The sequence below is a fragment of the Deinococcus sp. genome (genome assembly GCF_018260555.1).
Classification (GTDB): domain Bacteria; phylum Deinococcota; class Deinococci; order Deinococcales; family Deinococcaceae; genus Deinococcus.
In genome coordinates, this window is sequence record NZ_JAGLBB010000001.1 from 85,526 (window position 1) to 109,832 (window position 24,307).

The 24,307-nt window shown below is 69.0% G+C and carries 24 protein-coding genes and 1 tRNA gene; 11 read left to right on the top strand and 14 right to left on the bottom strand.

Features of this window, described 5'->3' with window-relative positions; all coding sequences use genetic code 11:
• Positions 1-32: 32 nt before the first annotated feature.
• Complete coding sequence (locus QZ271_RS00400) at positions 33-2,960, bottom strand: hypothetical protein (protein WP_291427926.1); 2,928 nt, start codon at positions 2,958-2,960, stop codon at positions 33-35.
• 159 nt (positions 2,961-3,119) lie between these two features.
• Here QZ271_RS00400 and QZ271_RS00405 point away from each other — a divergent pair, with 159 nt between their 5' ends.
• Positions 3,120-3,815: a hypothetical protein gene (locus QZ271_RS00405; protein ID WP_291427928.1), complete on the top strand. Its 696-nt coding sequence runs from the start codon at positions 3,120-3,122 to the stop codon at positions 3,813-3,815.
• An 86-nt stretch (positions 3,816-3,901) separates the two neighbouring features.
• On the opposite strand, the gene QZ271_RS00410 is transcribed toward QZ271_RS00405, so the two are convergent.
• The 6 genes from QZ271_RS00410 to QZ271_RS00435 all read right to left on the bottom strand — a co-directional run bounded on the left by QZ271_RS00410 (position 3,902) and on the right by QZ271_RS00435 (position 9,684).
• Entirely contained in the window at positions 3,902-4,840 is a 939-nt protein-coding gene (locus QZ271_RS00410) for a diacylglycerol kinase family protein (protein ID WP_291427930.1), read from the bottom strand.
• Positions 4,841-4,982: 142 nt separating this feature from the next.
• The gene (gene wecB, locus QZ271_RS00415) at positions 4,983-6,155 is read right to left on the bottom strand and encodes a non-hydrolyzing UDP-N-acetylglucosamine 2-epimerase (protein ID WP_291427932.1); all 1,173 of its coding nucleotides are present in this window, start codon (positions 6,153-6,155) and stop codon (positions 4,983-4,985) included.
• Between the two features lies 1 nt (position 6,156).
• Complete coding sequence (locus QZ271_RS00420) at positions 6,157-7,335, bottom strand: MraY family glycosyltransferase (protein WP_291427934.1); 1,179 nt, start codon at positions 7,333-7,335, stop codon at positions 6,157-6,159.
• A gap of 255 nt (positions 7,336-7,590) precedes the next feature.
• Positions 7,591-8,214 carry a uracil phosphoribosyltransferase gene (gene upp, locus QZ271_RS00425; RefSeq protein ID WP_291427936.1) on the bottom strand — a complete coding sequence of 208 codons (624 nt, stop codon included), beginning with the start codon at positions 8,212-8,214 and terminating at the stop codon, positions 7,591-7,593.
• 104 nt (positions 8,215-8,318) lie between these two features.
• On the bottom strand, positions 8,319-9,167 hold the full coding sequence (locus QZ271_RS00430; protein ID WP_291427938.1) for a phosphotransferase: 849 nt from the start codon (positions 9,165-9,167) through the stop codon (positions 8,319-8,321).
• A 40-nt stretch (positions 9,168-9,207) separates the two neighbouring features.
• Entirely contained in the window at positions 9,208-9,684 is a 477-nt protein-coding gene (locus QZ271_RS00435; RefSeq protein ID WP_291427940.1) for a hypothetical protein, read from the bottom strand.
• Between the two features lie 35 nt (positions 9,685-9,719).
• Here QZ271_RS00435 and QZ271_RS00440 point away from each other — a divergent pair, with 35 nt between their 5' ends.
• Complete coding sequence (locus QZ271_RS00440) at positions 9,720-10,457, top strand: YkgJ family cysteine cluster protein (protein ID WP_291427942.1); 738 nt, start codon at positions 9,720-9,722, stop codon at positions 10,455-10,457.
• 108 nt (positions 10,458-10,565) lie between these two features.
• Here the strand turns inward: QZ271_RS00440 and QZ271_RS00445 are convergent.
• Positions 10,566-10,640: transfer RNA gene (locus QZ271_RS00445), tRNA-Val, on the bottom strand.
• 194 nt (positions 10,641-10,834) lie between these two features.
• Here QZ271_RS00445 and rimP point away from each other — a divergent pair.
• From rimP to infB, 4 genes are read left to right on the top strand one after another with little or no spacing between them, the layout of a single operon-like run.
• Positions 10,835-11,296 (top strand): ribosome maturation factor RimP, encoded by a 462-nt coding sequence (gene rimP, locus QZ271_RS00450; protein WP_291427944.1) that lies wholly within the window; start codon positions 10,835-10,837, stop codon positions 11,294-11,296.
• A 58-nt stretch (positions 11,297-11,354) separates the two neighbouring features.
• Positions 11,355-12,539, top strand: a complete 1,185-nt coding sequence (gene nusA / locus QZ271_RS00455) for a transcription termination factor NusA (RefSeq protein ID WP_291427946.1) — start codon at positions 11,355-11,357, stop codon at positions 12,537-12,539.
• On the top strand, positions 12,540-13,019 hold the full coding sequence (locus tag QZ271_RS00460; protein WP_291427947.1) for a YlxR family protein: 480 nt from the start codon (positions 12,540-12,542) through the stop codon (positions 13,017-13,019).
• A gap of 2 nt (positions 13,020-13,021) precedes the next feature.
• Positions 13,022-14,809, top strand: a complete 1,788-nt coding sequence (infB, locus tag QZ271_RS00465; RefSeq protein ID WP_291427949.1) for a translation initiation factor IF-2 — start codon at positions 13,022-13,024, stop codon at positions 14,807-14,809.
• Between the two features lie 171 nt (positions 14,810-14,980).
• Here the strand turns inward: infB and QZ271_RS00470 are convergent, their stop codons facing one another.
• Complete coding sequence (locus tag QZ271_RS00470) at positions 14,981-15,160, bottom strand: hypothetical protein (protein WP_291427951.1); 180 nt, start codon at positions 15,158-15,160, stop codon at positions 14,981-14,983.
• A gap of 99 nt (positions 15,161-15,259) precedes the next feature.
• Positions 15,260-15,871 carry a hypothetical protein gene (locus tag QZ271_RS00475; RefSeq protein WP_291427954.1) on the bottom strand — a complete coding sequence of 204 codons (612 nt, stop codon included), beginning with the start codon at positions 15,869-15,871 and terminating at the stop codon, positions 15,260-15,262.
• A gap of 260 nt (positions 15,872-16,131) precedes the next feature.
• Here QZ271_RS00475 and QZ271_RS00480 point away from each other — a divergent pair, with 260 nt between their 5' ends.
• The 3 genes from QZ271_RS00480 to argC all read left to right on the top strand — a co-directional run bounded on the left by QZ271_RS00480 (position 16,132) and on the right by argC (position 20,068).
• On the top strand, positions 16,132-16,476 hold the full coding sequence (locus QZ271_RS00480; protein ID WP_291427956.1) for a hypothetical protein: 345 nt from the start codon (positions 16,132-16,134) through the stop codon (positions 16,474-16,476).
• A gap of 128 nt (positions 16,477-16,604) precedes the next feature.
• On the top strand, positions 16,605-18,899 hold the full coding sequence (secD, locus tag QZ271_RS00485; protein ID WP_291427957.1) for a protein translocase subunit SecD: 2,295 nt from the start codon (positions 16,605-16,607) through the stop codon (positions 18,897-18,899).
• 119 nt (positions 18,900-19,018) lie between these two features.
• Positions 19,019-20,068 carry an N-acetyl-gamma-glutamyl-phosphate reductase gene (gene argC, locus QZ271_RS00490; protein WP_291427960.1) on the top strand — a complete coding sequence of 350 codons (1,050 nt, stop codon included), beginning with the start codon at positions 19,019-19,021 and terminating at the stop codon, positions 20,066-20,068.
• A 200-nt stretch (positions 20,069-20,268) separates the two neighbouring features.
• Here the strand turns inward: argC and QZ271_RS00495 are convergent, their stop codons facing one another.
• A complete protein-coding gene (locus tag QZ271_RS00495) occupies positions 20,269-21,114 on the bottom strand; it encodes an MBL fold metallo-hydrolase (RefSeq protein ID WP_291427962.1) in 846 nt (281 codons plus the stop codon).
• A gap of 342 nt (positions 21,115-21,456) precedes the next feature.
• On the opposite strand from QZ271_RS00495, the gene QZ271_RS00500 reads away from it, so the two are divergent.
• The gene (locus QZ271_RS00500; protein WP_291427964.1) at positions 21,457-21,942 is read left to right on the top strand and encodes a response regulator; all 486 of its coding nucleotides are present in this window, start codon (positions 21,457-21,459) and stop codon (positions 21,940-21,942) included.
• A gap of 257 nt (positions 21,943-22,199) precedes the next feature.
• Here QZ271_RS00500 and QZ271_RS00505 read toward each other — a convergent pair whose 3' ends face one another.
• Both QZ271_RS00505 and QZ271_RS00510 read right to left on the bottom strand, forming a co-directional pair.
• Positions 22,200-22,541 carry an RNHCP domain-containing protein gene (locus tag QZ271_RS00505; protein ID WP_291427966.1) on the bottom strand — a complete coding sequence of 114 codons (342 nt, stop codon included), beginning with the start codon at positions 22,539-22,541 and terminating at the stop codon, positions 22,200-22,202.
• Positions 22,538-23,032, bottom strand: a complete 495-nt coding sequence (locus tag QZ271_RS00510) for a hypothetical protein (RefSeq protein WP_291427968.1) — start codon at positions 23,030-23,032, stop codon at positions 22,538-22,540. Before QZ271_RS00510 ends, QZ271_RS00505 begins: the two co-directional genes overlap by 4 nt.
• Positions 23,033-23,135: 103 nt before the next feature.
• On the opposite strand from QZ271_RS00510, the gene QZ271_RS00515 reads away from it, so the two are divergent.
• Complete coding sequence (locus QZ271_RS00515; RefSeq protein WP_291427970.1) at positions 23,136-23,852, top strand: MOSC domain-containing protein; 717 nt, start codon at positions 23,136-23,138, stop codon at positions 23,850-23,852.
• Positions 23,853-24,055: 203 nt separating this feature from the next.
• Here the strand turns inward: QZ271_RS00515 and QZ271_RS00520 are convergent.
• On the bottom strand, positions 24,056-24,307 hold a 252-nt coding region (locus tag QZ271_RS00520; protein ID WP_291427972.1), incomplete at its 5' end, for a peptide-methionine (S)-S-oxide reductase.

The window sequence follows — 24,307 nt, forward strand, 5'->3', positions numbered from 1 at the left end:
GGGCCACCGTCCACAGCCCGCCGCCGCGGCGTTCAGGCAGGGTCGGCGTGATGCAGGCGCAGGGCGTCCGAGACGCGCGTCAGTCCAGTCTCGAACGGCACGCCCAGTTCACGTAGCACGCCCGCGGGGTCGGGATGCACGGCTTCCAGGGCCTGGGCGGCTTCGCGCCACACGCCGCCCCGGAAGGCCGCGAGGGCCGGGGCGCGCAGTTCGTCGGCCAGCCAGCGCAGGGTGGGCGCGCCTTCCAGGATGCTGGCGCGGGCTTCCAGGGCCAGCAGCTGGGCGTGCAGGCCGGGGTCCGGGGTGTGCGTGCCGCCCAGACCCGAGTGCACGCGGCGCAGCAGGGCGTGGGCGCGGTTCAGGTCGGGCAGGGCCGCGCCGCCCGGCGCGCCGTCACCGCGCAGCTGCACCTCGGCACTCATGGCGCGCGCCTGAGCTTCCTCGTAGGCGTGGGCGGCCATGTCGAGCGCCCGACCGGTAAACCTCAGGGCCGCGCCGCGTTCCGGTTCGGCCAGGGCGCGGCTGAGCAGCATGTCGAAGAGCAGCATGGCTTCCCGGTCACCGCGTGGCGGCGCTGAACCTGGAGGCGCTGCAATCGGCGGCTCTGAACCCACCCGCTCTGCACCCGCAGCTGGCGGGTGGCCGGGACTCAGCAGGTCGTCAAGGATGGCGCGGGCCTGCGCGAGATCCGGGTGGTCGCGCGACGGGCCGCGCAGGGGTTGCAGGTACGGACGGCCCAGCCCGCGTGTCAGGTACGTCAGGGCCACGCGGTAGCGGGTGCGGCGCTCGCGGTACCGGGCCTCGGCGGGGCGTACGTCGCTGCGGCCCAGCAGGTCCAGCGCCCGCACGGCCTGCGCCAGGGCCTCGTCGTGGCGGCCCAGGGCCAGCAGGATCGGCACGCCCTCCGAGAGCAGGCGGGCGCGGGGCACGCCGTCCACGTGACGGCGGTCATCAGCCGGAACGAGGTCCAGCGCGCCCCTCAGTTGAATCCAGGCGTCGTCGGCGCGGCCCAGGCGGCGCTGCGCGGTGGCGGTGCGGGCCAGGATGCGCGAGACCTCCTCGGCGCTGCCCCCGGCGGCCTCCATGCGGCGCGCGGCGTCCAGCAGGGCGTCCAGTGCGGCGGCCGGCTGGCCCAGGCGCAGATGCAGGTCGCCCTGCTGGTAGCGGGCGCGGGCCGACAGCAGCGGGCTGGAATCCGGGACGGCCCGCAGGGCGTCCAGCGCCTCGGGCCAGCGGCCGGCGTCCTTGGCGATCAGGCCGCGCCACAGCAGTGCGCGGGGGCCTCCGTGGGCGGCGCGGGGGTCGCTGGCAGCGCGGGTCGCGGTTTCCAGGTCACCCTGCCAGCGGGCCAGCGCGGCCTGCACCAGCAGTGCGTCGGCCTGCGCGGCGACCGTCCAGGGGTCCAGGGCTGCCGTCTGCGCGGTCATGGCGGTCACGTCCGGGTGCTCCAGCTGGGTGCGGGCGGCGTCCATGTTCCCACTTTCGAGACTGCTCTCGGCGAGTTTCACGCGGGCCCAGGCGCGCACGGGATCGCGGGAGGATTCCATCAGGGTGAACAGGGCGTCACGGGCGCGTGGCTCGTTGTACTCGCCGCGCCCGGCGTGGTGCGTGACGACCGCGCGGGCCAGCGTTTCGCGGTCCGGGCCGGTCGGAGCGGCCCGCAGCGCCGGCCACAGCGGCGGCAGGTGACGGATATCGTCCGGGTGGGCGGTGACGTGCGCGGCCAGCGCCGTCCAGTCGTTCAGGGCGGCCAGCGCGCCCAGTCGGTACTGGCCCGCCGCGCCGGGCGCGCTGGCCAGCGCGCGCAGGAACGGCACCAGGGCGGCGCGGGCCACGACAGGCCACGCGGCACTCAGGACCGGGGCCGGCTTCCAGCCCAGGTCGGCCGAGCCGCGCAGCAGCGCCCGCGCGTGCGGCGGCAGCGCGGAGGGCGGCCCGCCCAGCAGGGTGCCCAGCAGCGCGTCGGGCCAGGGAGTCAGGGCGGGCCAGCCCGCGGCATGCAGGGCGGCGGTCGCCTCGGTCAGCCGCCGGGAGTCCGGGTCGCCCAGCAGGGCGGCGGGGCTCACGTCGTCCCCGCTGAGACTGGCCAGCAGCGTCAGGCGATCCAGGTGACGACCCGTCTCGCGGACCAGCCGCTCGGCCTCGGCGCGCGGGATGCCCAGGCGGGTCATCAGGTACTCGCGGGCCTCGGCGGTCGTGGGGGGGCGCAGTTCGATCACCTCGCACGGCACGTCAACCGGGGCGTCCCCCTCGACGGCCAGCAGGACCGCCACACCCGCCGAGGCCCGCTCCAGCAGGGTCCTGACGGCCCAGGTGGCGGGGTCTACCGGCTGACCGCCGGGCAACCGGGGCGGACCGCCGTGCAGGGTCAGGTCCCGTGCGACGTGCACCAGCAGCGTCCCGCTGACCGGCAGGGCCTGCCGCGCGGCGTCCAGTTGCGCCTGCGCCAGCGCCGCGAACGACGACCCGGCCGGCGCGGGGGCCTGAAGCGTGCCGGCCGCCTCGCCCGACAGGAACAGTTGCCGCACCGGTACGCCCTGCGCAGCCAGGGTGCGCGCCACGTGCGACAGCAGCACAGTCTTCCCCGCCCCGGCCCGGCCGGACACGATCAGTTTCGGAGCGCGGCCCGCGCGCACCCCCGCCAGGAACTGCCGGTACGCGCGTTTCTTGCTGCGGCCCAGCAGGTCCAGTTCATCCGGCACGGGGGTCGGCGCGGCGGGGTCCGGCGAGTCCGGCAGGGGACGGCCGGTCTCGCGGGCCAGTTCGGTCAGGATGGCCCGCAGCGCTGCCCGGTCGGCGGGCGTGCCGATATCGCGGTAGATGATGTTCCGTACGCTGCTGGGGCTGGCGCCGCTGCTGCGCATCTGGCCTTCGAGCCAGCGCAGGCTGCCGCGCGCCTGCCCCCCCCCGCCGGGGGGGAGGTGGGCGCGCAGGTCAGCGAGTACGGCCTTCCAGTCCATGTCGCCACGGAGCCTAGCGCATCCGCCCGGACACATGCACCCAGTACAGGAAAAGACAGGCGCGCCGTACCTGACGGGCTCGTCAGCATTCGGGCTGGGCGGATGTGTATACTTCGCGACAGCATTAAATTCACAGCACCACCTCACTGGAGGAAGTTCATGCGTTCAATCATCATTACGGCCGCCCTCGCCCTTAGCGTCACCGCGTCTGCTCAGTCCGTGCAGGCTGCCACCAGCCTGTTCGACCAAGGCAAGTGGCAGGAGGCCGCCGCTGCCGCCGCCGCCCTGAACAGCAGCGAAGGATTCGCGCTGGCCGCCAAGGCGACCACGTTCGGCTCCGCGCTGGTGCCCGACAACCAGAAAAAGGCGCTGTTCGAAAAAGCGCAGGGCCTCGCCAAGCAGGCCATCGCCAAGGACAAGAACAACGCCGATGCGTACTTCGAGACGGCGCGCGCCCAGGGCCGCCTCGCGCAGTTCTCCGGGATCCTGCAGAGCCTCGGTCTGGCCGGCGAAGTGAAGAAGAACCTCGACACGGCCATCAAGCTCGACCCGAAGCTCGCCGGATCGTACGTCGCGCTGGGACTCTGGAATGCCACCCTGGACGCCAAGGGCTTTATCGCCGTGCGGGCCAGCGGCGCCGACAAGAACCAGATCATCCCGAACTTCGAGAAGGCCATCAGCCTGGAACCCGACGTGGCCATCCACCGCATCGAGTACGCCAACGCCCTGATCCTCCAGGGCCGCAAGGCCGACGCCGCCACGCAACTCCAGAAGGCCATCAGCATTCCCGCGAACACCTTCTGGGAGAAACGCGACCTGGAAGCCGCCAAGGCGACCCTCGCCAAACTGAAGTAACGCCCTGAGTGGGTTGAAAGTTGATGGGTGATGGAGGCCAGCGCGGCGCTCCATCACCCATCACCCATTCACCATCACCCCTTCCCTCAGGCGTTCAGGAGGTGCACGGCGCCGGGAAGGGTCTCGACGTGCACCTCGGTCACGCGGCCGTGCAGGTCGCCGTCGAGGTGCACGCGCACCGGCGCGTCCCAGCGGACCGTGACCTGCCGGGCGGCGCGGGTGTGAACGCGCGGGTGGTTCAGGTGGCGGCCCCGCAGGACGCGCAGCATCAGGGCCGTGAGTTGTCGGCGGTTCATGTCGCCGCCCGCGACGACGTTCACCTGCCCGTCACGCAGGTCGCTGTCCGGGCTGATCAGGAACCCGCCGCCGTAACGGGTGCCGTTCATGACGGCCACGACGCCGCTGGGCCCGGCGTACACGGGCTGCCCGTCGGCGCTCACCGTGACGTTCGTGAGCTTCAGTTCGTGGATGGAGGTGACCGCCGCCCACGCGTAACGGACGAAGCCGCGCAGCCGGGCGGGCGCGCGGGTCATGTTCGCCGTCACGTCGGAATCAAAGCCCATGCCCAGGCCGTTCAGGAGCAGGTGGCTGCGACCCGCGCCGTCCCCCTGGCGGATGGTCACGCGCAGGGCGTCCACGGCGCGCGGCTGGTAGTTCAGGCGGTCGAGGGCCTCGGCGAACGCCCCGGGGCGCAGGCCCAGCAGGCCCGCGAAATCGTTCCCGGTCCCCAGCGGCATGACCGCCAGGGGCCGACCCGTGCCGACCAGCGCCGGGAGGAGCGCACCGACCGTGCCGTCCCCGCCGACCGCCATGACGGCCGTGCCGGGCGCAAGCGCCCGCAGCCGCGCCAGCGCCGCCTCGCCGCTGGGTTCGCGGATCAGTTCGTGGCTCAGGTGCCGGGCGTGCAGTTCGCGTTCCAGGCGCGGCCAGGAGCGCAGCGCGAGGCCGCCCCCGGCGTTCGGGTTGAGCACCACCGCCAGGTGTGGGGGGGCGTGCGTGGCGGGTGGGTTGCCTTCAGGAGTCACAGGCGACCAGCATAAGGCATGGAGCACGACGCACCTCTGCTCGTGGAAGGCGGCAGGGGCGGGCGGCCACGGCGCCCGGCACCAACCAGAAGGGAGGCACCGGGAATCCCGTTCCCCCGGTGCCTCCGTCCAGAGAGCCGCTCTATTCCCAGTCGGCCGGGCGGTCCTGAAGCCCGAAATGCCACGCGGTGGCGCGGGCGATCCGTCCGGCGGCCTGACCATCCCCGTAGGGGTTACGGGACTCGCGCATCCGAGCCAGTTCAGCCTCGCTGCCCAGCAGGTCACGCAGGACCGTTTCGAGCTGCGCGGGGTCGTTCCCGGCGAGTCTCAGCACACCGGCCTCGACTCCTTCCGGGCGTTCCGTGACGTTACGCAGGACCGCGACCGGCACGCCCAGCGCTGCGCCTTCCTCCTGAAGGCCGCCGCTGTCAGTGGCGAGCAGGCGCGAGGCGGCCATCAGGGGGGCCATGTCGCTGTAGTCGAGCGGTTCGGTCAGTTCGAAGTTCGGCACGCCTTCCAGCGCGGGCCGCACGGCTTCCTGCACGGCGGGCGAGAGGTGCACGGGGTAGATGAAGTGATGGTCCGGGTGCGCCTGCGCCACGCGGGCCAGGGCCTGGGCCATCTCGCGCATCATGGGCTGGTTCTCGCGGCGGTGCATGGTGACGGTCACGAGGGGCTGAGCGGCGTCCACACGCGCCTGCCACTCGGGGCGCAGCGGAACGCGCCCGGCGACCTCACGGACGGCGTCCACGGCGGTCTGGCCGGTCACGAAGATGCCGTGGTCACTTTTGCCCTCGCGGCGCAGGTTGTCGCGGCTGCCGTTCGTGGGCGCAAAATCCAGGGTGGACAGCACGCCGGTCAGGCGGCGGTTGGCTTCCTCGGGGAAGGGTTCTCGCAGGTTACCGCTACGCAACCCGGCCTCGACATGCCCGACCGGGATGCCCTCGTAGAAGGCGCTGAGGGCCACGCAGAAGCTGGTGCTGGTGTCGCCGTGCACCAGGACCATGTCGGCGCCCATCTCGCGCAGGGTGCGCCCGGCCTGCGGGACGATGCGGGCCGTGAGGTCCGCCAGGGTCTGCCGGTCGGTCATGACGTTCAGGTCGCGGTCCGGCGTGAGCGAGAAGACGCCCAGCGCGGCGTCCAGCATCTGCCGCTGCTGCCCGGTGGACAGGATCAGGGGGCGCAGGCCCGGCGTGTCCTCAAGGGCGCGGTAGACGGGAGCCATCTTGGTCGCCTCGGGGCGGGTGCCGAAGGCCAGCACGACCGTGAAGTCACGGCTGGGGACTGCGGCCTGAGGATCGGTGGAGTGGGTCATGTCAGTTTACCTCACTGGAATCGGTGCGGCTGGCCTGCCCGGTGGTGGCCTGCGGGGGGGTGGCCTGCTCGCGTTGGTGGGCGCGCACGCGGCGGTACGCCACGAACACCAGGCAGACCAGCACGACCAGGATCGTTGCGCCGATCACGGTGGGCGGCAGTCCCTGCAGGCTCATGCCCAGGGCGCCGCAGGTCAGCGCGACCAGCCACAGGATCACGGCGGTGCGGCGCGCGCTGTCCGTGCGGGCCAGGACGCGGTGGTGAATGTGGGTCTTGTCAGGGTGTCCCAGCGGGTTGCGGATGCCGCGCGCCAGCCGGCCGATCACGACCTGGGTGGTGTCCAGCAGCGGCAGGGCCAGCACGATCAGCGGCACGAGCAGGCTGGCCCCGGCACTGAATTTCAGCGTGCCCAGCAGGCTCACGGCGGCCAGCGTGTACCCGAACAGGGTGCTGCCCGCGTCTCCCATGAGGATCCGGCTGGGGTTGAAGTTGTGCCGCAGGTACCCCAGGGCCGCGCCGGACAGGCCGGCGAGCAGAACCACGGCGGCCGCGCGGTCCGGGAACTGCGCGGCGGTCGCCAGCAGCACGAAGCTCGCCACGAACGCCACGCCGCCCACCACTCCGTCCACGCCGTCGAGCAGGTTCACGGCGTTCGTGAGGGCCAGGACCCACACGATGGTCATCAGGCTCCCCAGGACCGTGCCGAGCGGTTCGGACACGACCGGCAGGAACCCAATGGCGTTAAAGTCGATGCGCAGGTCGTTGACCAGGAGCAGCGCGGCGGCCAGGGTCTGCACCAGCAGGCGTGACAGCGGCGTCAGGCCGTACTGATCGTCAATGAAGCCCACCAGGACCAGCAGGGACCCGCCCAGCAGAATGGCGAGCACCTGAATGTTCACGATGTCCACCGCGATGGGCCGCAGCGCCCACGCGACGATGATGCTCACCAGGAACCCGCCGTAGATGGCCAGCCCCCCCGCGTTGGGCAGCGGTTCCTTGTTCAGGCGGCGTTCGTTGGGCTGGTCCGCCCAGCCGACCCGGATGGCGAACTCCCGCAGGCGCGGAATGAACGCCCACGTGAACAGCCACGCGGTGAAGAACGTGACCAGCACGCTGAGAAAGCCTCGCCCGGACGGACTGGCAATACCGAATTGAGAAGCAAGTGCCTGCAAAGAATCCATAAAGGCCCCGATTGTAGATGACGGCCGGGTGACGGCCCGGTCACGGCTTCCGGTCAGGTTCCGACGACTCCCGGTGCAAGCTCCGCCTGGAGGTGAAAGCAGGGCGCCGGGTCCGCGCGGACCGGAGACAGAGGGCGAAAAGAGGCCAGAAAATTCGGCGGGAACGGGCGGACAGGCTCAGCCTGAGCCGGGAGAGTTGGGTGTTCAACCCTCTTTGGGATGACCACCCCGGCCCGGCCTGACGGTCCCGGGAACTTATTTGGTGCCGTAGATGCGGTCCCCCGCGTCACCCAAGCCCGGCACGATGTAGCCGTGGTCGTTTAGGTGGGTGTCCACGGCGGCCACGACGATCTCCACGTCCGGGTGCTCGCGTTCGATCACGGCGATCCCCTCGGGCGCCGCCAGGACGCACATCAGTTTAATGCTGGTCGCGCCGGCCTCCTTCAGGCGGTCGATGGCGGCCGCGGCACTGCCCCCCGTGGCGAGCATGGGGTCGGTCAGGAACACGCGGCGCTCGGCGATATCCGAAGGCAGCTTGTTGTAGTACGCGACCGGCTGGAGGGTCTGCGGGTCACGGTACAGGCCGATGTGCCCGACCTTGGCGGCCGGAACCAGCTGCACAATCGCGTCGGTCATGATCAGCCCGGCGCGCAGAATGGCGACCAGTGCCAGTTTCTTGCCGCTCAGCATGGGGAACTCGGCCTGCGTGATGGGCGTCTGGATGGTCCCGGGCACGGTTTCCAGGTCGCGCATGGCCTCGTAGGCCAGCAGCAGGCTGACCTCGCCCGCCAGTTCCCGGAACTCCTTGACGCCCGTTCGGACGTCACGCATGACCGAGAGCTTGTGCTGAACCAGGGGATGGGTGACGACAGTGACCATGCCGCTCACGATACCGGCTCCGGGCGCCCCTCAGGCCGGATGCCGTTCACCCGGTGCCGCGCCGGTCAGTGCAGCGACCGCAATAAAGATGCCGACTGCCTCGTTCAGGGCAGGGCGGGCAGGCGGGCCAGGGCGTGGTAGGCACGCGGGACCTTCTGGGCGCGCTGGCCGTCGAATTCGTACGGTTCGTTCATCAGCAGCCAGTACAGGTCATGCAGGGCCGTCATGGCCAGGTACGCGCGGTAGCGGGTCAGGGTGGCGGGCGCGTGGTCCGGCAGGAATTCCAGAGCCAGGCGCAGGCTCTGATCGGGGGGCAGCAGGTCCAGCGTGCCGGTCTTCAGCAGGGCCAGGTCACGCAGCGGGTCGTCCCAGGCGCTCTTGGTCCAGTCGATCACCAGCAGGCGTTCGGGGGCGGGCGGGTCGGTGATCAGGATGTTGTCCTGCCACAAGTCCAGGTGGCAGAACGACGCCGGCTGATCCAGCAACCCGCGTTCGAGCGGAATTTCGACCGCGTCGAACAGGTCTTCGAGCGGATAGGCGGCCAGGGCGCTGCGGAAGCGTTGCAGGCGTTCGCGCACGCGGCGCAGGTCCACGCGGCCGCGTTGCTCGCGGTGCAGTTCGCTCAGCACGCCGCGCAGGGCGGGCACGGCGCGCGTCACGTCAGATGGCCGCAGCGGGTGGCCGGGAAAGCGTTTCATGATCAGCGCCTCGACCCCGTCAGCCTCGAGCGCGTCGATCACCCAGTCGCCCAGGCCAGCCCGGCGCAGGTTGTCGGCCTCGGTGCAGTGGTCACCCTGGTGGTTGCGGTAGACCTTCACGATCACGTCGTCCGGCGTGACGTACACGCGGCTCTGCATGCCCGCGTCCATGGGGGTCAGGGTCCCGAAGCGGGCTTCGAGAACCGGGAAGCGCGGGGTGGGTTCCCCGCCGATTTGGGGGCGTCTGGGGGTCAACAGGCACTCCGGGCGGCGGGGGCTTGCGCACGCGGCGTGATCACCGGGGCCGTTTCTCCAGCAGGCCCATCAGCCGGGCGCCCCCGTTCCTGCCGCCCTGCGGTTTCAGGCGTTCCAGGCCGCCCACCCGCACGAACGCGTTTGTAACGGCCCCGCTACGGGCATACGGCGTGATGACCTCGCCTGCCCGCCTGCCGGCTTCGCCCTGACCGACCCAGGGTTCACGGTGGTGAGGCACGACGAGCGACACGGTCGCGTCCCGCAGGTCGCAGCGGTCCAGGTCCAGCAGCGCGGCCAGCTCTGGGCCATTCTGCCCGGACAGTCCGCGGGTGCCGCCGGACAGCACGCGCGGCCGCATCAAGGCGCGCAGGCCACTCAGGGCGCCGCCCATCAGGTCGGCCGGATACCCGGCGGCCACTAGGGTCAGGTCCAGCCGCCCACCAGACACCGAGATGCCGGTCTTGCGCGGGTCGGGACTGCCTGTGGCCGGGGGCGGGGTGCGGGAGCGTCGGAACACGGTACGCGTAGTATACCCGCGCTACGCTGCGCGCCATGACGGACGCCTCACCCACCTCCCATTCCAACGTGACCGACCCGGTCCGGCACGGGTACGCCCGGTACGAGCAGCAGGCCTCGCGCTGGCTCGGCCGCTACACGCAGCAGGGCGGCCAGGTGTTCTGCGGCGCGGGTTGCTTCGCGTGCTGCAACATGCCCATCCGCGTCAGTCTGGCCGAGGCGCTGATCATGACGGCCGCCCTGAACCCCGAGCAGGCCCGCGCGGTAGAGGCGCACGCGCGCGCCGCCGTCGCCAACGCCCGCACCGCGCGCAGCGACGAGCAATACGTGCAGCGCCACCGCGACGAGGTCGGGTACTGCCCGATTCTGAACCGCGAGACCGGCGGGTGCAGTCAGTACGCGGCGCGCCCCACCCGCTGCCGCGACACCTTCAGCGCCTTCCCCGCCACGTACTGCGAGAGCGGCAGCCTGGAACGCATGACGCGCCGTGAGCAGGCCGAGTACCGCCGCGAGGTGGCCCGCACGCCCGGCACCGACGGCGAACTGCACTTCATTGCGCCGCTGGAGCACCTGTCCGAACCCATCTGGGTGGCCGCCGCCCGCGCCATGCGCCAGGAGTGGGGCATAGAGGTCTGGGGGGACTTCTGGCTGCTGACCACCCTGGGTGCCGACCCGAAGTTCATGGGGGCCGTCACGCGGGGCGACACCCGCGCCGCGTGGCAGCTCGCCTCCGGGCGGGGGCTGGCGCACCGCGCGCTGCTGGAAATGGAGTGATACGCACTGCGTCAGTTTCGCCGACAACCAGGATCTACGGACCAGTCGCGCCCCCTGCTCGTACACGAAAGCAGCGTCCCCGGATGGAATGTCCGGAGACGCTGTATGTGGTGGGCGGTGAGGGATTTGAACCCCCGACCAATCGCGTGTAAGGCGAGCGCTCTACCGCTGAGCTAACCGCCCGCTGCGGCCTGACATCTTACGGGGCGGCGGGCGGCGTTGCAAGGGGGGCGGTCACGCCCCATTGTGAGCGGAGGCGCGCGGCAGGTGGGTGTTCGGGTATACTGGGTGGGTAATTCCTCGAACGAGGGGTGGGTGGCAACCCACCTTTTTTCGTGGAGGGGGTGGTTTCCAGGCTGGTTCCCGGCCGACACAATATGAATAACAACGGAAGTAACAATCAATTGATGCAGATCGCGCAGACCGCCCTGACCCCGCTGGGGTTCGAGGTTCTGGAAGTGCAGGTGCAGAATCTGGGTGGGCAGCCGATTGTGCTGGTCCGCATCGACCGTCTGGACGAGCAGCCCGTGACCGTGGAGGACCTGACGAAGGCCAGCCGCGCGTCGGAAGCCGAGTTCGACCGGGTGGACCCTATCGCCGGCGAGTACCGCCTGGAGTTCGAGTCGCCCGGGAGCAAGCGGCCGCTGACGCGTGCGCGCCACTTCGAGCGGATGCTGGGCCTCAAGGCCCGCGTGCGTGGTGAGGGTCAGGCCTTCACCGCCCCGATCGCGGCAGTGGACGGCGAGATGATCTCGTTCGATGTGGCTGGTGAGCGCGTGACCCTGAGGGCCGGGTCGTTCCAGGCGAACCTCGCGGAGTTCCCGGACCGCCACCGTTAACTCGGGCGGGGTCTGCCACGGGCGGCCCGCCCGGATTCTAGTAAAGGAAAAGAGTGAGATGACCCAGCCAGAATTCAACTTTGCCGACGCCCTGCGTGAAGTGGCGCAGGCCCGTAACATCAACGAGATGCAGCTGATCGAGGCGTTCGAGCAGTCGCTCGCACAGGCGTACACCCGCAACGTGGAGCCGGAAAAGCGCATCGAAGTTCACCTGGACCCGCAGAGCGGCGAGCTGGAAGTGCTCGTGGTGCGTGAGGTCGTGGAGAAGATCGAGGACGAGCACATGCAGATCTCTCTGGCCGACGCGCTGGAACTCGATCCCGGCGTGGAAGTCGGCATGGAGATGGAGTTCCCCGTGGACCGTGAGAAGTTCTCGCGGATCGCCCTGCAGGCCGCGAAGCAGACCCTGACGCAGAAGATGCGTGAAACGGAACGCAACGTGGTGTTCAACGAGTACAAGGACCGCGAGGGTCAGGTGCTGACCGCGCAGGTGGTCCGCAGTGACAACAAGGGCAACTGGTTCGTGGAACTGGGGGCCGGCGAGGCGATCCTGCCGCCCCGCGAGCAGATTCCGGGCGAGAAACTCACGCCGGGCAACCGCGTGAAGATCTACCTGAAAGAGGTCCGCAAGACCCCCAAGGGCCCGACCATCCTGGCCAGCCGCGCCGACGAACGCCTGCTGGATTACCTGCTGAGGCAGGAGATTCCCGAGGTCGCCAACGGCATCGTGGAAGTTAAGGCGATCAGCCGTGAGGCCGGTCAGCGCAGCAAGGTCGCGGTGTTCTCTCATAACAGCAACGTGGATCCCATCGGTGCGTGCATCGGTCACCGGGGCAACCGCATTCAGGCCGTGACCGGCGAACTGGGCCGCGAGCGCGTGGACGTGATCCTGTGGGACGCGAACACCCGCGATTTCATCCGTAACGCCCTGTCGCCCGCCAAGGTGGGTCTGATCGAGGTGCTGCCCGACCGGCGCGAGGCGACCGTGACCGTCACGCCCGACCAGCTGTCCCTGGCGATCGGTAAGGGCGGGCAGAACGTGCGCCTGGCTGCCAAGCTGACCGGGTTCAAGATCGACCTGCGCGAAACGGCCGCGATCAGCGACCTGGACGCCGCGATGCAGCAGGCGCTGGCCGACGAGCAGGAAGGTCGCGACAGCGGCACTGCCCAGTCCGCGTTCGACGCGCTGTTCAAGGACAGCAAGTCGGTCGCGGTCGCCAGCCCCGACGACGTTCAGGAGTAAGTGTTGACGGTCTCCCCCGCTCCCACCCACGCCCCAGACCAGCAAGCGCAGAACCGGCACGCGCAGGGCCAGCAAGCGCAGAACCGGCACACGCCGGAACGGACCTGCGTGGCGTGCCGCCGCAGGCGGCCCCAGTCGGCGTTCACGCGCTTGACGCGGGTGGACGGCGTGTGGAGCCTCAGCACGGGGCACCGGGCCGGGCGCGGCGCGTACGTGTGCAGCGACACGCCGGAGTGCTGGCAGGACCGCCGCCTGCGCCGCGCCTTCGGCGCGCAGGCCCCGCAGGTGGCGGCCGCCCTGACAACGGCGCTGACACCTTGCGGCGGGGAGCCCCGTCTGGTCACGGCCGCCCCCGCGCGTTCTGGACGGGGAACGGAGTCGGCCACGCCGCACCAGCCTCCTCAGCCGCCACAGCCGCTTCAAACGAATCAACCCCGCACGCTGCCCCCCAGGGGCCGTGACGGGTCTCACCGGAGGTGAGCATGTCGAAAGTTCGAATTTATACCCTCGCCAAGGACCTTGGTGTCGAGAATGCCAAGATGCTGGAACTGCTCGACGGTCTGGGCGTCTCGTACAAGAGCGTCAGCAGCACCATCGAGGAAGAAACCGTGGTCCTGATCAAGGAAATGCTCGCCGAGGAAGCCGCGCCGGCCAGCGAGGCGACCACGCAGACCGCCGCCACGCCTGAGAGGAGCACTCCGGCAAATGACGCAGCCGACAGTGCCGCGCCCGCCGCGCAGGCCGCCGCACCCGCCTCTGGCGGGGAAGTGCCGCACCGCGCGCCGGTCGTGACGATCATGGGTCACGTGGACCACGGGAAGACCAGCCTGCTGGATTACATCCGCAAAACCAAGGTCGCCGCCAAGGAAGCCGGGGGTATCACCCAGCACGTCGGGGCCTTCGAGGCGCAAACCAGCAAGGGCAAGATCGTGTTCATCGACACGCCCGGCCACGAGGCGTTCACGACCATCCGTGCGCGCGGCGCGAACGTCGCGGACATCGCAATCATCGTGATTGCCGCCGACGACAGCCTGATGCCCCAGACGCGCGAGGCCATCGCGCACGCGCAGGCTGCCAAGGTGCCCATGCTGATCGCCATCAACAAGGTGGACCTGCCGCAGGCCGACCCGGACCGCGTGAAGACCGACCTGACCCAGCTGAACCTCGTGCCCGAAGAGTACGGCGGCGACCTCGTGGTCGTGCCTGTCTCCGCCAAGACCGGCGAGGGGGTCGAGGACCTGCTGGAGTACATCAGCCTGACGGCCGAACTCGAGGACCTGCGCGCCGACCCCAACGGGACTTTCGGTGGCGTGATCATCGAGGGCAAGGTCGATAAGCAGGCGGGCGTTCTGGCAACCGTCATGGTGCAGGAAGGCACGCTGCACGTCAGCGACTTCCTGGTCGTCGGTGAGAACTACGGCAAGATCAAGGCCATGACCGACAGTAACGGCGCGCGCATCAAGGAAGCCGGACCCAGCACGCCCGTGCAGGTCCTGGGCTTCAGCGAGGTGCCCAACAGCGGCGAGAAAGTCCAGAGCGCCAAGAACGAGCACGCCGCCCGCGAGATCGTCGCCGCGCGCGCCAGTGACCGCCGTGACGCCGAGAACGCCCGCGTGCAGCGCCGCCTGACCCTCGAAGAGATGATGGGGCCGCTCGGCAGCGTGCGCACCGTGAACCTGATCCTGCGCGCCGACACGCAGGGCAGCGTCGAGGCGATCCAGGGCATCCTGGCCCGCAAGGAAAGCGAGGATGTCAAGATCAACGTGATGCTCGCCGGAATCGGCGCGCCCACCGAGGGTGACGTGCTGCTGGCCAGCACCGCCGAGGCGACCATCCTGTGCTTCAGCGTGACTGCCTCGGGCGGCGTGAAGAAAGTTGCGGACAGCAAGGACGTGGACATCAAGTCCTTCCGGATCATCTACGAACTTATCGATGAGGTTGACCGCCTGATCAAGGGCAACGTGGAACCCGTATTCGAGGAGAAGTACCTGGGCCGCGCCGAGGTCCGCATGCTGATCAAGCACCCCAAGAGCGGCACCATCGCCGGTTCGTACGTCACGGACGGCAGCCTGAAACGCAACGCGAAAGCCAAGGTCACGCGCGGCAAGCAGGTCGTGTACGAGGGCACCATCGTGGGCCTCAAGCGCTTCAAGGACGACGTCCGCGAAGTGCAGACCGGCTATGAGTGCGGTATCAACGTGGACTGGAACGACGTGATGGAAGGCGACATCATCGAAGCCAGCGAGATGGTGGAAGTCGAGCAGAACTGAGCTTCACCGTAAAGGCCGGAACCTCCGCGTGGGGTTCCGGCTTCCTTTGTGGCCTTCACTCGTTCGCGGCAGGCGGGACGAACAGTCGCCAGTGATCGTCACGCAGGCGGGTGTTGCGGGCGGGCGCGGGTTCCAGGGTCACGGTGAAGGGAACGCCGTCCTCCTGGCCGGTCAGGGTGAGTTGAGAGTCCTGCCCGTCAGGGGCGGTCCGGTCTCGCCCGCCAGCCGCCGCGCCAGGGGCGTCAGGGTCACGCCGTACCAGCTCAGGAGGGTCAGCAGCAGCCAGCACGCCAGCCAGCGAACACCCAGTCCGGACGGGACGCGGGCGGTCTTGAGGGTAAAGGCAGTCACCCTACCGATTGTGCCTGCCCGCTGACGGCGTGGGCGCCTCACATGACCACCCCCCCGCCACGGGGACGGGGGGCTTCTGGAGGGATCAGGGTGCGGGGTTCAGGTGCCGCGGGTGGTATCACTGCCAGCGGCGCTGCCCTGATTGACACGGCCCTGGCCGGTGCTGCCCTGATCCGCGCTGCCGGCCGGAGCGCCGGGCTGCTGACCGCGCGGGCCACACCGACCGTCGCCGCCACGGGGGCCGCCGCCGTCACGGGGTCCATGGTCGCCGCGGCCGGCGGGGCCACGGCCGCCGAACGCGAAGGGGTTCTCCGCGAGGCGCGTTTTCATGTCGGCGGCGCGGTCGGCGGGGATGTCCCCGGCCTTCACGGCGGCGTCAATGGTGGTCGTTCCGGCCTTCAGAGCGGCGGCCTGGAGCTTGCCGGGGGTGGTGTTCAGCTGCGCTGCGAGGTTCTTGATGAAAGTGTCAGTGTAGTTGGTGCCGCTGCGAGTGGCGCGGTCCGCCTGGCCCTGCGTCTGTCCGCGCTGGGTCTGGCCCTTCTGGATCTGGCCGGGCTGGGTGGGTTTCACGCGCTGCGGCGCCTGGGCGGCGATGTCAGTGCCAGTGGTGTCGGCGGTGCTGACGCTGCCCTGCTGGGCGAATACGAGGCCCACGGTCAGGGGCAGGGCGGCCAGGGCGATCAGGGGCAGGCGTTTCAGTCGGTTCTTCATGGGGTCACGCTCCGTGCTGGTTGGGTGGAGGTCCGGGGTGCGGCGCGGGCCGTTCACGAGACGGCGGGCGCGGCGAGGCCGGGCGGGTAGATGGGGGTGTGGTGCGGCGCGTGGCTGACTCCGGAGCTCGGCCACACCGGCAGTCTGCCCAGAACGTGTTAAGGGGCCGCTAACGACCAGGGCCAGGGCTGAAGACCTGGGGCGCGCATGGTGTGCGGGTGGGATCGGGACAGGGCGCGGGTCTGGTATGCTGCGGCGCTTTGAACCGTCTGCCGTCTTCCGTCCGTGCGTGGCAGGTGCACCTGCATGCGTGGCCTGGGCTGCTGACGCTCATGTCGCTGCTGGCCGTGCTGCTGGGCACGCCGGTGCCCGCGCCGGATGTGGGGGCACGCCTGTCGGCGGGCCGGGTCGCGCCGGCGCTGCCGGAAGCCCGGCCGGCTCCGTCGCCACCGGCGCCGGTCCCGCTGGCCTCTGCGCCGCCGCCGGAACCATACCGGCTACCTGCGCCGCGCCTGCTGGCCGTGGTGCACCCGTGGGTGTGGACCGCGCCGCAGCGCCGCGTGGACCTGAGCGTGCTGGGGCGGCGCCAGTCCGACGGCGGCTGAGCGGACGGCGGCTGGACCGCCGCTGCCTGCGCCGCGTGGACCCGCCCTGAATCAGCCCTCCCAAACGGGTGGGATGTCCCGCTTCCTTTCCTACCGCTTTCTTTCAATCTTTTCTCTGGAGTGTGTTCGTGACTTACAGCAACAATCGCAACAAGAACGGTCGGCGTCCGCCGCCGCGCCGCGCCGCGCCGTCCGCCGGTCAACCGAGCCTGATCACGGGCCTGCTGCTGCTGCTGGTGCTGCTGGCCAGCGTGGCGTACATCTGGCGTCCCTGGGAACATAAGGACAACGTGTGGAGCGTCTGGAACGACAAGTTCCAGTTCATGACGCTGGGGCTGGACCTCAAGGGGGGCCTACGGATCGAGCTGGCCCCAGAGTCCGGGTCGGCGACCAAGGAAGAACTGGAGCGCGTGAAGACCGTCATCGAGAACCGCGTGAACGCGCTGGGCGTGGCCGAGCCGACCGTGACGGTCGCGGGAGGCAAGCGCGTGGTCGTGGAGATTCCGGGGGCCACTCCCGCCGTCCAGAGCCGCGCGCGTGAGATCATTGGGCAGACGGCCCGCCTGGAATTCCGGATCGTGCAGGCGAACGCGAAACCCGACCCGAAGCTGGCCAGCGAGAAACCGCAGACTGGCGGCTACACGACGGCGCAGCTGGGGCCGGTCGAGGCGACGGGCGAGGTCATCTCGAACGCGCAGAGTGCCACGGACCCCACGACGGGGCGGTGGGTGGTGACCTTCCAGAACACGGACAAGGGGGCCAACACCTTCGGGGAGTTCACCGGGAAGAACGTCGGGAAGCTGATGGCGGTGGTGCTGGATGATCAGATTCAGAGCGTGGCGACCATTCAGCAGCGTCTGTTCCGTGACGTGCAGATCAGTGGCAATTTCGACGCGCAGGAAGCGAGTCAGCTGGCGCTGGTGCTGAAGTCCGGGGCGCTGCCCATCAAGATCAGGACGGAAGCCGAGAAGGCCATCGGGCCGACGCTGGGGGCCGACGCGATTCGCAGCGGCGCCACGGCGGCCCTGGTGGGGATCGCGCTGGTGTTCGTGATGCTGTTCGCTTACTACGGTTTCTGGTTTGGGCTGGTGGGGGCGCTGGGTCTGCTGTTCTCCAGCATCGTGATTCTGGGGATGCTGGCGGGCTTTGGAGCCACGTTGACGCTGCCCGGTATCGCTGGCCTGGTGCTGACCATCGGCGCGGCCGTGGACGGCAACGTGATTTCCTTCGAGCGCATCAAGGAAGAACTGTACCGGGGCAAGGGCATCAAGAACTCGATCCGCGCCGGGTACGATCACTCCAGGGCCGCGATTCTGGACGTGAACGCCTCGCACCTGCTGTCTGCGCTGGCGCTGTACAACTACTCGACGGGCCCCGTCAAGGGCTTCGCGGTGACGCTGATGATCGGCGTGGTCGCGGCGACCTTCTCGAACCTGGTGTTCGCAAAGTGGTTCATGGAGTGGCTCTCGCAGCGCAGGCCGCACATGAGTGCGCCGCAGTGGATCAAGGACACGCGGATTGATTTCATCCGTCCGGCGAAGTTCATCACGACGCTCAGCGTGCTGCTGGCGCTGGTGGGTGCGGGCGTCCTGGCGAGCAAGGGCATGAATTACGGCGTGGACTTCACGTCCGGCACGACGGTCGCCATCAAGACTTCATCCGCCACGACGACCGAGCAGGTGCGGGAGGCCGCGACCGGGGCGGGCGTGGAGAAGATCAACGGGCAGAGCACCGTGGTGCAGCGTGACGTGACGCCCGGCGTGGACGGCGCGACGTACACCATCAAGGTGCCGGAACTGACGACCGCCGAGGTTCGGAAGCTGACCGGGGCGATCACGGCGCTTCCGCAGGGCGAGGTTCAGTCCACCGAGACGGTGGGGCCGGCCGTGGGTCAGGAGTTGACGCAGAAGACCATCTACGCCGTGCTGCTGGGCATGGGGCTCATTCTGGTGTACGTGGGCTTCCGCTTTGACTTCATCATGGGGCTGGGCAGCATCCTGGCGGTGGTGCACGACGTGGCCATCGTGATGGGTCTGTACTCGCTGCTGGGCCTGGAGTTCTCGATTGCCAGCGTGGCGGCGCTCCTGACGCTGATCGGGTACTCGCTGAACGACTCGATCATCGTGTCTGACCGCATCCGTGAGAACATCAGGGAGATGCGCGGCCGCCCGTACCGCGAGATCGTGAACGTCAGCATCAACCAGACGCTGTCGCGCACGGTGATGACTTCGGTGAGCACCATGCTGCCGCTGCTGAGCCTGCTGATCTTCGGTGGGCCGGTGCTGCGGGATTTCAGTCTGGTGCTGCTCGTCGGTATCCTGATCGGCACGTACTCCAGCATCTACATCGTGGCGCCGCTGGTGGTGTACTTCGAGGAGTGGAACCGCCGCCGCAAGGAGGGCGCGCAGCCCGCGAAAGCCTGAGCGCTGCTGCCTGAAGGCCGCCCCCGGATCACCCCGGAGGCGGTTTTCATTTGATACATTGACAGCCAGATGACATATCACTCGACAGGCGAGGTCGGGTCGGGGTATGCTGCGCGGCGATGAGCATGCACGATCAGAAAACGGTCGCCATTGTCGGCGGCAGCGGCTACGCCGGAGGCGAATTCCTGCGCCTCGCCCTGAACCACCCCCACCTGAACGTCACGCAGGTCACCAGCGAACGCAACGCCGGAACCATGGTCAGCATGGTGCACCCCAACCTGCGCGGCCGCACCAACCTCAAATTCCGCCGCGCGGCCGAGCTGGACGAGGCCGACATCATCGTGCTGGCCCTCCCGCACGGCAGCGCCGCCAAGAAGATCGATGAGTACGAGGCCAAGGGCAAGATCATCGTGGACCTCTCGGCCGACTTTCGCCTGAAAGACCCCGCGGTGTACCGCGCCACGTACGGCGAGGATCACCCCACCCCCACGAAACTGGGCGAGTGGGTGTACGGCAACCCGGAACTGCACCGCGAGGACCTGCGCGGCGCAACCCGTATCGCCTGCGCCGGGTGCTTCGCCACGAGCGTCATCCTGGCCCTGTACCCGCTGCTGAAACTGGGCGTACTGCTGCCCAAGGACATCATCGCCACTGGACTGGTCGGCAGCAGCGCCGCCGGAGCGAGCGCCAGCGACAGCAGCCACCACCCGGAGCGCGCCGGGAGCCTGCGGGTGTACAAACCCGTCGGGCACCGCCACACTGCCGAGGCGCAGCAGGAGTTACCGGGGCACTTCCCGCTGCACCTGACCGCCATCAGCACCCCCCGCGTGCGCGGCATCCTGACGACCGCGCAGGCCTGGATTCCCGACGGGTACAGCGACCGCGACGTGTGGAGCGCCTACCGCGAGGTGTACGCCCAGGAACCCTTCATCCGCATCGTGAAGGTCGCCAAGGGCATCCACCGCTACCCGGACCCCATGCTGCTCGACGGCACCAACTACTGCGATATCGGCTTCGAGATGGACATGGACAGCGGCCGTGTCGTCCTGATGTCTGCCATCGACAACCTGGTCAAAGGCACCGCCGGGCACGCCATCCAGAGCCTGAACATCGCCCTGGACTGGCCCGAAACGACCGGGCTGGAATTCGCGGGGCTGCACCCGGCCTAGGCAAAACGTGAAAAGTGGGGTGGTGGCCTGCCCCGCTCTACTTCCCAGGATGGCAGCGAACGGCCCGCCCGGTCCTTTCTGGCGGGCCTTGTACGGAGCCGCATACGGATTCCGCTGCAAACCTCAAACGGGCGTCTGTTCTTCCGCCTGGCATCCGTTCCGACCCAATCGGAACCGCAGCGAATCAATCGCAGTCCGTCTCAGCGGTCAGCTTGCAGGGTGAATCCCCCCTTGGGGTTCTCGTGCAGGCGGGCAAAGGGCGCGTCCGGGTCGTGGGGGGTGCAGATGATGGCGTTCTGCTCGAACCACGCGCCCAGGTGGGCTTTGCGGGTTTCCAGCGTGGTGACCGGGTACAGGTCGTAGCCCATGATGTACGGCAGCGGCGCGTGGGCCAGGGTGGGAATCAGGTCCGCGACGTATACCAGCGTCTGTCCCTCGCTGCGCAGGACCACGCCCTGCTGGCCAAGGTTATGGCCGGGTAAGGGCAGGACGCCCAGGCCGGGGCGCAGCTCGTGTTCGCCTTCGATCAGGTCGAACAGGCCCGCGTGCCGGATGGGCTCTATGTACGCGGGAATGTAACTGGCGCGGTTGCGTTCATGGGTGTGCAGGGCGTCCCGGAGTTCCTGCTGCTGCACCACGTAGCGGGCGTTCGGGAAGGTCGGGTCGCCCAGCAGGGTGACGTTGCGCCCGGCGTGGTCGAAGTGCAGGTGCGTGTTGATGACAAGGTGAATGTCTTCCGGGGTCAGGCCCAGGCGGTCCAGGCCCCGGAAAACGGTCTCGTCGCGGTCCAGGGCGTACAGGCCCTCGAATTTCTCGCCGCCCTGATCCCAGAAGCCGGTCTCGATCAGGATGTTCTCGCCGCCCATCTGGATCAGCAGGGGATTGATGCGCAGGCGGATGCGGTTCAGGTCGTCGGCGGGCGCGGCGCGTTCCCAAAGGGTTTTGGGGACGCTGCCGAACATGGCGCCCCCGTCAAGGCGGAACTGTCCGTCGGTCAGCGAGTGAACCTGCGCGTGGCCGATCTGGCGGGTATGGGTCCAGGACATGCGACCGAGGCTAACAGACGTTCGTTAGGGATAGGGCAGGAGCGGTGTTTACCCACGCGGGTACAGGTGTCATGCCGGATAAAGGTGCGGAAGAAATTGCGGCGGCGCCGCCGAACACTGCACGGGGGTAGTAAGCACGCATGCCTCTCCCTCGACCTGACCACCGCCAACGCATGTGTCAAGGGATCATCAAGGCTGCGTGGCGGGTGCGTAAAGTTTGCTCAGGCTCAGCACTCAGAGTGGGCTGTCAGACTTGACCGAGCCAGGGGGCACGGTACCCCATTGCCACCCCGACCCACGATCAGAGCCACCCCAGCACCCTGCCACCCCAAGGAACCCGCCATGCCCATAGCCCACAGCTCCCAGCCCGCGCTGCCGACCCCCATCGAGATCCTGCTGGTCGAGGACAGCGAGGCAGATATCGTCCTGACCCGCGAGGCCTTTGCGGAGGCCGGCGTGCTGAATAACCTGCATGTCGCCCGTGACGGCGTGGAAGGACTGGAACTGCTGCGCGCCGCCCACCGCGGCGGCGCGCAGGTGGGGGCCGGGAGCATTCCCCGTCCGGACGTGATTCTGCTGGACATCAACATGCCCCGCATGAACGGACTTGAATTCCTGCAGGAAATCAAACGCGACCCGAACCTGATGACGATTCCTGTAATCATGCTGACGACCAGCCAGGCCGAGGAGGATATCCTGCGTTCGTACCAGACCTTCGCGGCCAGTTACGTGGTGAAACCCGTCGAGTTCGGACGGTTCTACGCGGCCATCCAGGCGCTCGGACAGTACATGCTCACCATCGTGCGCATGCCGCCGCATCTTGGTTGAGCGGGCTGCTGAACGGCAGACGGGTTCCTGAGATTGCCGTCTGTCGCTCTGACTCCCTGGCTCGCCCTCCCCGCAGAGCGAATTGGCCCCCCTGAGCATTTCTGCTCGGCCGTCACGTTGTTTGTGGCACCCATCCAAAGTCCTCTCCCAGAGCGCACCCTGGCAGGAGGCGGCAGGGGTCTGCGCTGGAGTGGCATGACGGAGGGTGATTTCCGTGATGATCCGCTCGGGTGCCTGGGTGGTGTGCGTATGGTGGGTCAGTCGCGTCTTCGGGCGCTGACGGCGATCAGGGCCTCCCAGCGGTCGGGCTGTCCGGGATCATCGGTCGCGGCGCGGTTGCGACCCTCGAATCCGCACTTCTGGCAGCGGTGCGTGATGATCCAGCCTTTCTTGCCGCTCTGCTCGACCGCGACGGGTTCCATGATGCCCTGGCAGGTGCAGGCGCGGTCGCCGGGCTGCACGTCCACATGGCGGCTGTGCAGGCACTCGGGGCAGTGGTTGCGCACGCTGCCGTTGCGCAGCGGCTGGACTGGCGCGCCGCAGTGGCCGCAGGTGAACGGGTTGTTCGTACCGACCACCGTGAAACGCCGGCCGCTCATGTGCGGCTCCCCACGCGCCCCTGCGTGCGGGCAGCCCAGCGACTGTTCAGGAACGCACGGATGGACGCCGTACCCACCAGCGCTGTACCCAGCAGCAGGTACACGAGTCCCGCACCACTGACCAGCCAGCCCTGCCACGCGACCGAGCCCGCCAGCATGCCGACGATGAATACCAGCAGGCCCGCCACCATCGAGAAACCAACGGTCAGGCGCCACGCCCATACGCTGCCGCGCCACACCATGCCCAGCAGGAACACGGTCAGGCAGGTGTACAGCACGTTGCGGCCCAGGTTCTGCGTCTGACCCTGAAGCAGGCCCGCCAGAAACGGCGTGGAACTGGTCATCAGCAGGCCCATCAGGACCGCCAGGGTCGGCACGCGCCCGGCCTGCGCGAGCGCCGCATCGGGGGCAGGCTGCGGGGACGGACCCGGACGACGAGCGGACGCCTCTGTGACAGAGGCGGGGCGGGGGGGGCGGGGCTCGGGGCTCACAGCCTTCATTTCATCACACCGACGCGCCGCAGACGGGGGCGGAGGTCACCAGCGCACGCGGTAGCGTGCTCCGCGAGGGGAGCGCGTGCCGTAGCCTGCGGGCATGACCACGCAGCCGCCTGTCATCACACATCCTCCGGGGACCGCCCAGCTCCGGTACGTGAATGTCGGGCAGGCGACCGCGCTGAAGGTCGGGGCGCGCGCCGCCCGCAGTGGTATCGACAAACGCCCGGTCGGGGGGCCCATTCAGGTGGGCACGCTGGGCCTGGCTGGCGATCACGTCCTGAACACCCGGTATCACGGCGGGCCGGATCAGGCGGTGTACCTGTACACGGGCGCGGATTACGACTGGTGGGCCGCGCAGGGACTGGCAGTGCGGCCCGGCCTGTTCGGTGAGAACTTCACCCTGGGCGGGCCGGACAGCGCAGACTTCCGCGTGGGCGACCGCCTGCACCTGGGTACCGGGCCGCAGGGCGTGATCCTGGAACTCACGGCGCCCCGCATTCCCTGCGCCACGCTGGCCGCGCACCTGGGCGACCCGACGTTCGTACGGCGGTTCGCGCTGGCCTGCCGTCCCGGCCTGTACGCGCGCGTTCTTCAGACCGGGACGGTGCAGGCGGGCGACCCGGTCACCCTGACGCCCGCTGCCCTGGACGGCGCGCCCAGCATCGGGGACCTGTTTCACCTGGACCTGCACGGCACCTTCCGGGGCCAGCCGGTCACGCCGGACGACCTGCGCCGGATGCTGAAGCACCCGCTGGCCGCCCGTAGCCGCGCGGACCTGCTGAAACGGTTGGAGAAACTGGAAAGGCGCGAGTAAAGCGGTGGTGAGACAGTCTGCCGTCTGTTCGGGTCACAATCCCCCACCGCACGGGACTGCCAACCCGTCGCCCGCACCCCGCCCTCCTCCCACGGGCGTCCGCTGGGATGGAAGCGATGGCGTAGACCCTTCAGTCAGAGTCCGTATCATCAGTCAGAGTCCGTATCATCAGTCAGAGTCCGTATCATCAGTCAGAGTCCGTATCAGCCCTTCAGGCGGTCGGCGTAATAGGTGCGGAGCTTGGCGACTTTCGGCGCGATGACGGCCACGCAGTACGGCTGGCGTGGGTTATTCGCGTAGTAATCCTGGTGGTAGGCTTCGGCCACGTGGAACTCGGTGGCGGGCTCGATGCTGGTCACGATGGGCCGGTCGAACGCGGCCTGCGCGGTCAGATCCGCGATCACCTCGCGCGTCTGGGTGTCCTGCTCGGGCGTCAGGGGAAACACGGCGCTGCG

Excerpts from the sequence above, each read along its gene's own strand:
- QZ271_RS00400 (WP_291427926.1), bottom strand. The coding sequence starts at position 2,960 with ATGGACTGGAAGGCCGTACTCGCTGACCTGCGCGCCCACCTCCCCCCC.
- QZ271_RS00405 (WP_291427928.1), top strand. The coding sequence starts at position 3,120 with ATGCGTTCAATCATCATTACGGCCGCCCTCGCCCTTAGCGTCACCGCG.
- wecB (WP_291427932.1), bottom strand. The coding sequence starts at position 6,155 with ATGACCCACTCCACCGATCCTCAGGCCGCAGTCCCCAGCCGTGACTTC.
- QZ271_RS00420 (WP_291427934.1), bottom strand. The coding sequence starts at position 7,335 with ATGGATTCTTTGCAGGCACTTGCTTCTCAATTCGGTATTGCCAGTCCG.
- upp (WP_291427936.1), bottom strand. The coding sequence starts at position 8,214 with ATGGTCACTGTCGTCACCCATCCCCTGGTTCAGCACAAGCTCTCGGTC.
- QZ271_RS00440 (WP_291427942.1), top strand. The coding sequence starts at position 9,720 with ATGACGGACGCCTCACCCACCTCCCATTCCAACGTGACCGACCCGGTC.
- rimP (WP_291427944.1), top strand. The coding sequence starts at position 10,835 with ATGAATAACAACGGAAGTAACAATCAATTGATGCAGATCGCGCAGACC.
- nusA (WP_291427946.1), top strand. The coding sequence starts at position 11,355 with ATGACCCAGCCAGAATTCAACTTTGCCGACGCCCTGCGTGAAGTGGCG.
- infB (WP_291427949.1), top strand. The coding sequence starts at position 13,022 with ATGTCGAAAGTTCGAATTTATACCCTCGCCAAGGACCTTGGTGTCGAG.
- QZ271_RS00475 (WP_291427954.1), bottom strand. The coding sequence starts at position 15,871 with ATGAAGAACCGACTGAAACGCCTGCCCCTGATCGCCCTGGCCGCCCTG.
- argC (WP_291427960.1), top strand. The coding sequence starts at position 19,019 with ATGAGCATGCACGATCAGAAAACGGTCGCCATTGTCGGCGGCAGCGGC.
- QZ271_RS00495 (WP_291427962.1), bottom strand. The coding sequence starts at position 21,114 with ATGTCCTGGACCCATACCCGCCAGATCGGCCACGCGCAGGTTCACTCG.
- QZ271_RS00500 (WP_291427964.1), top strand. The coding sequence starts at position 21,457 with ATGCCCATAGCCCACAGCTCCCAGCCCGCGCTGCCGACCCCCATCGAG.
- QZ271_RS00505 (WP_291427966.1), bottom strand. The coding sequence starts at position 22,541 with ATGAGCGGCCGGCGTTTCACGGTGGTCGGTACGAACAACCCGTTCACC.
- QZ271_RS00515 (WP_291427970.1), top strand. The coding sequence starts at position 23,136 with ATGACCACGCAGCCGCCTGTCATCACACATCCTCCGGGGACCGCCCAG.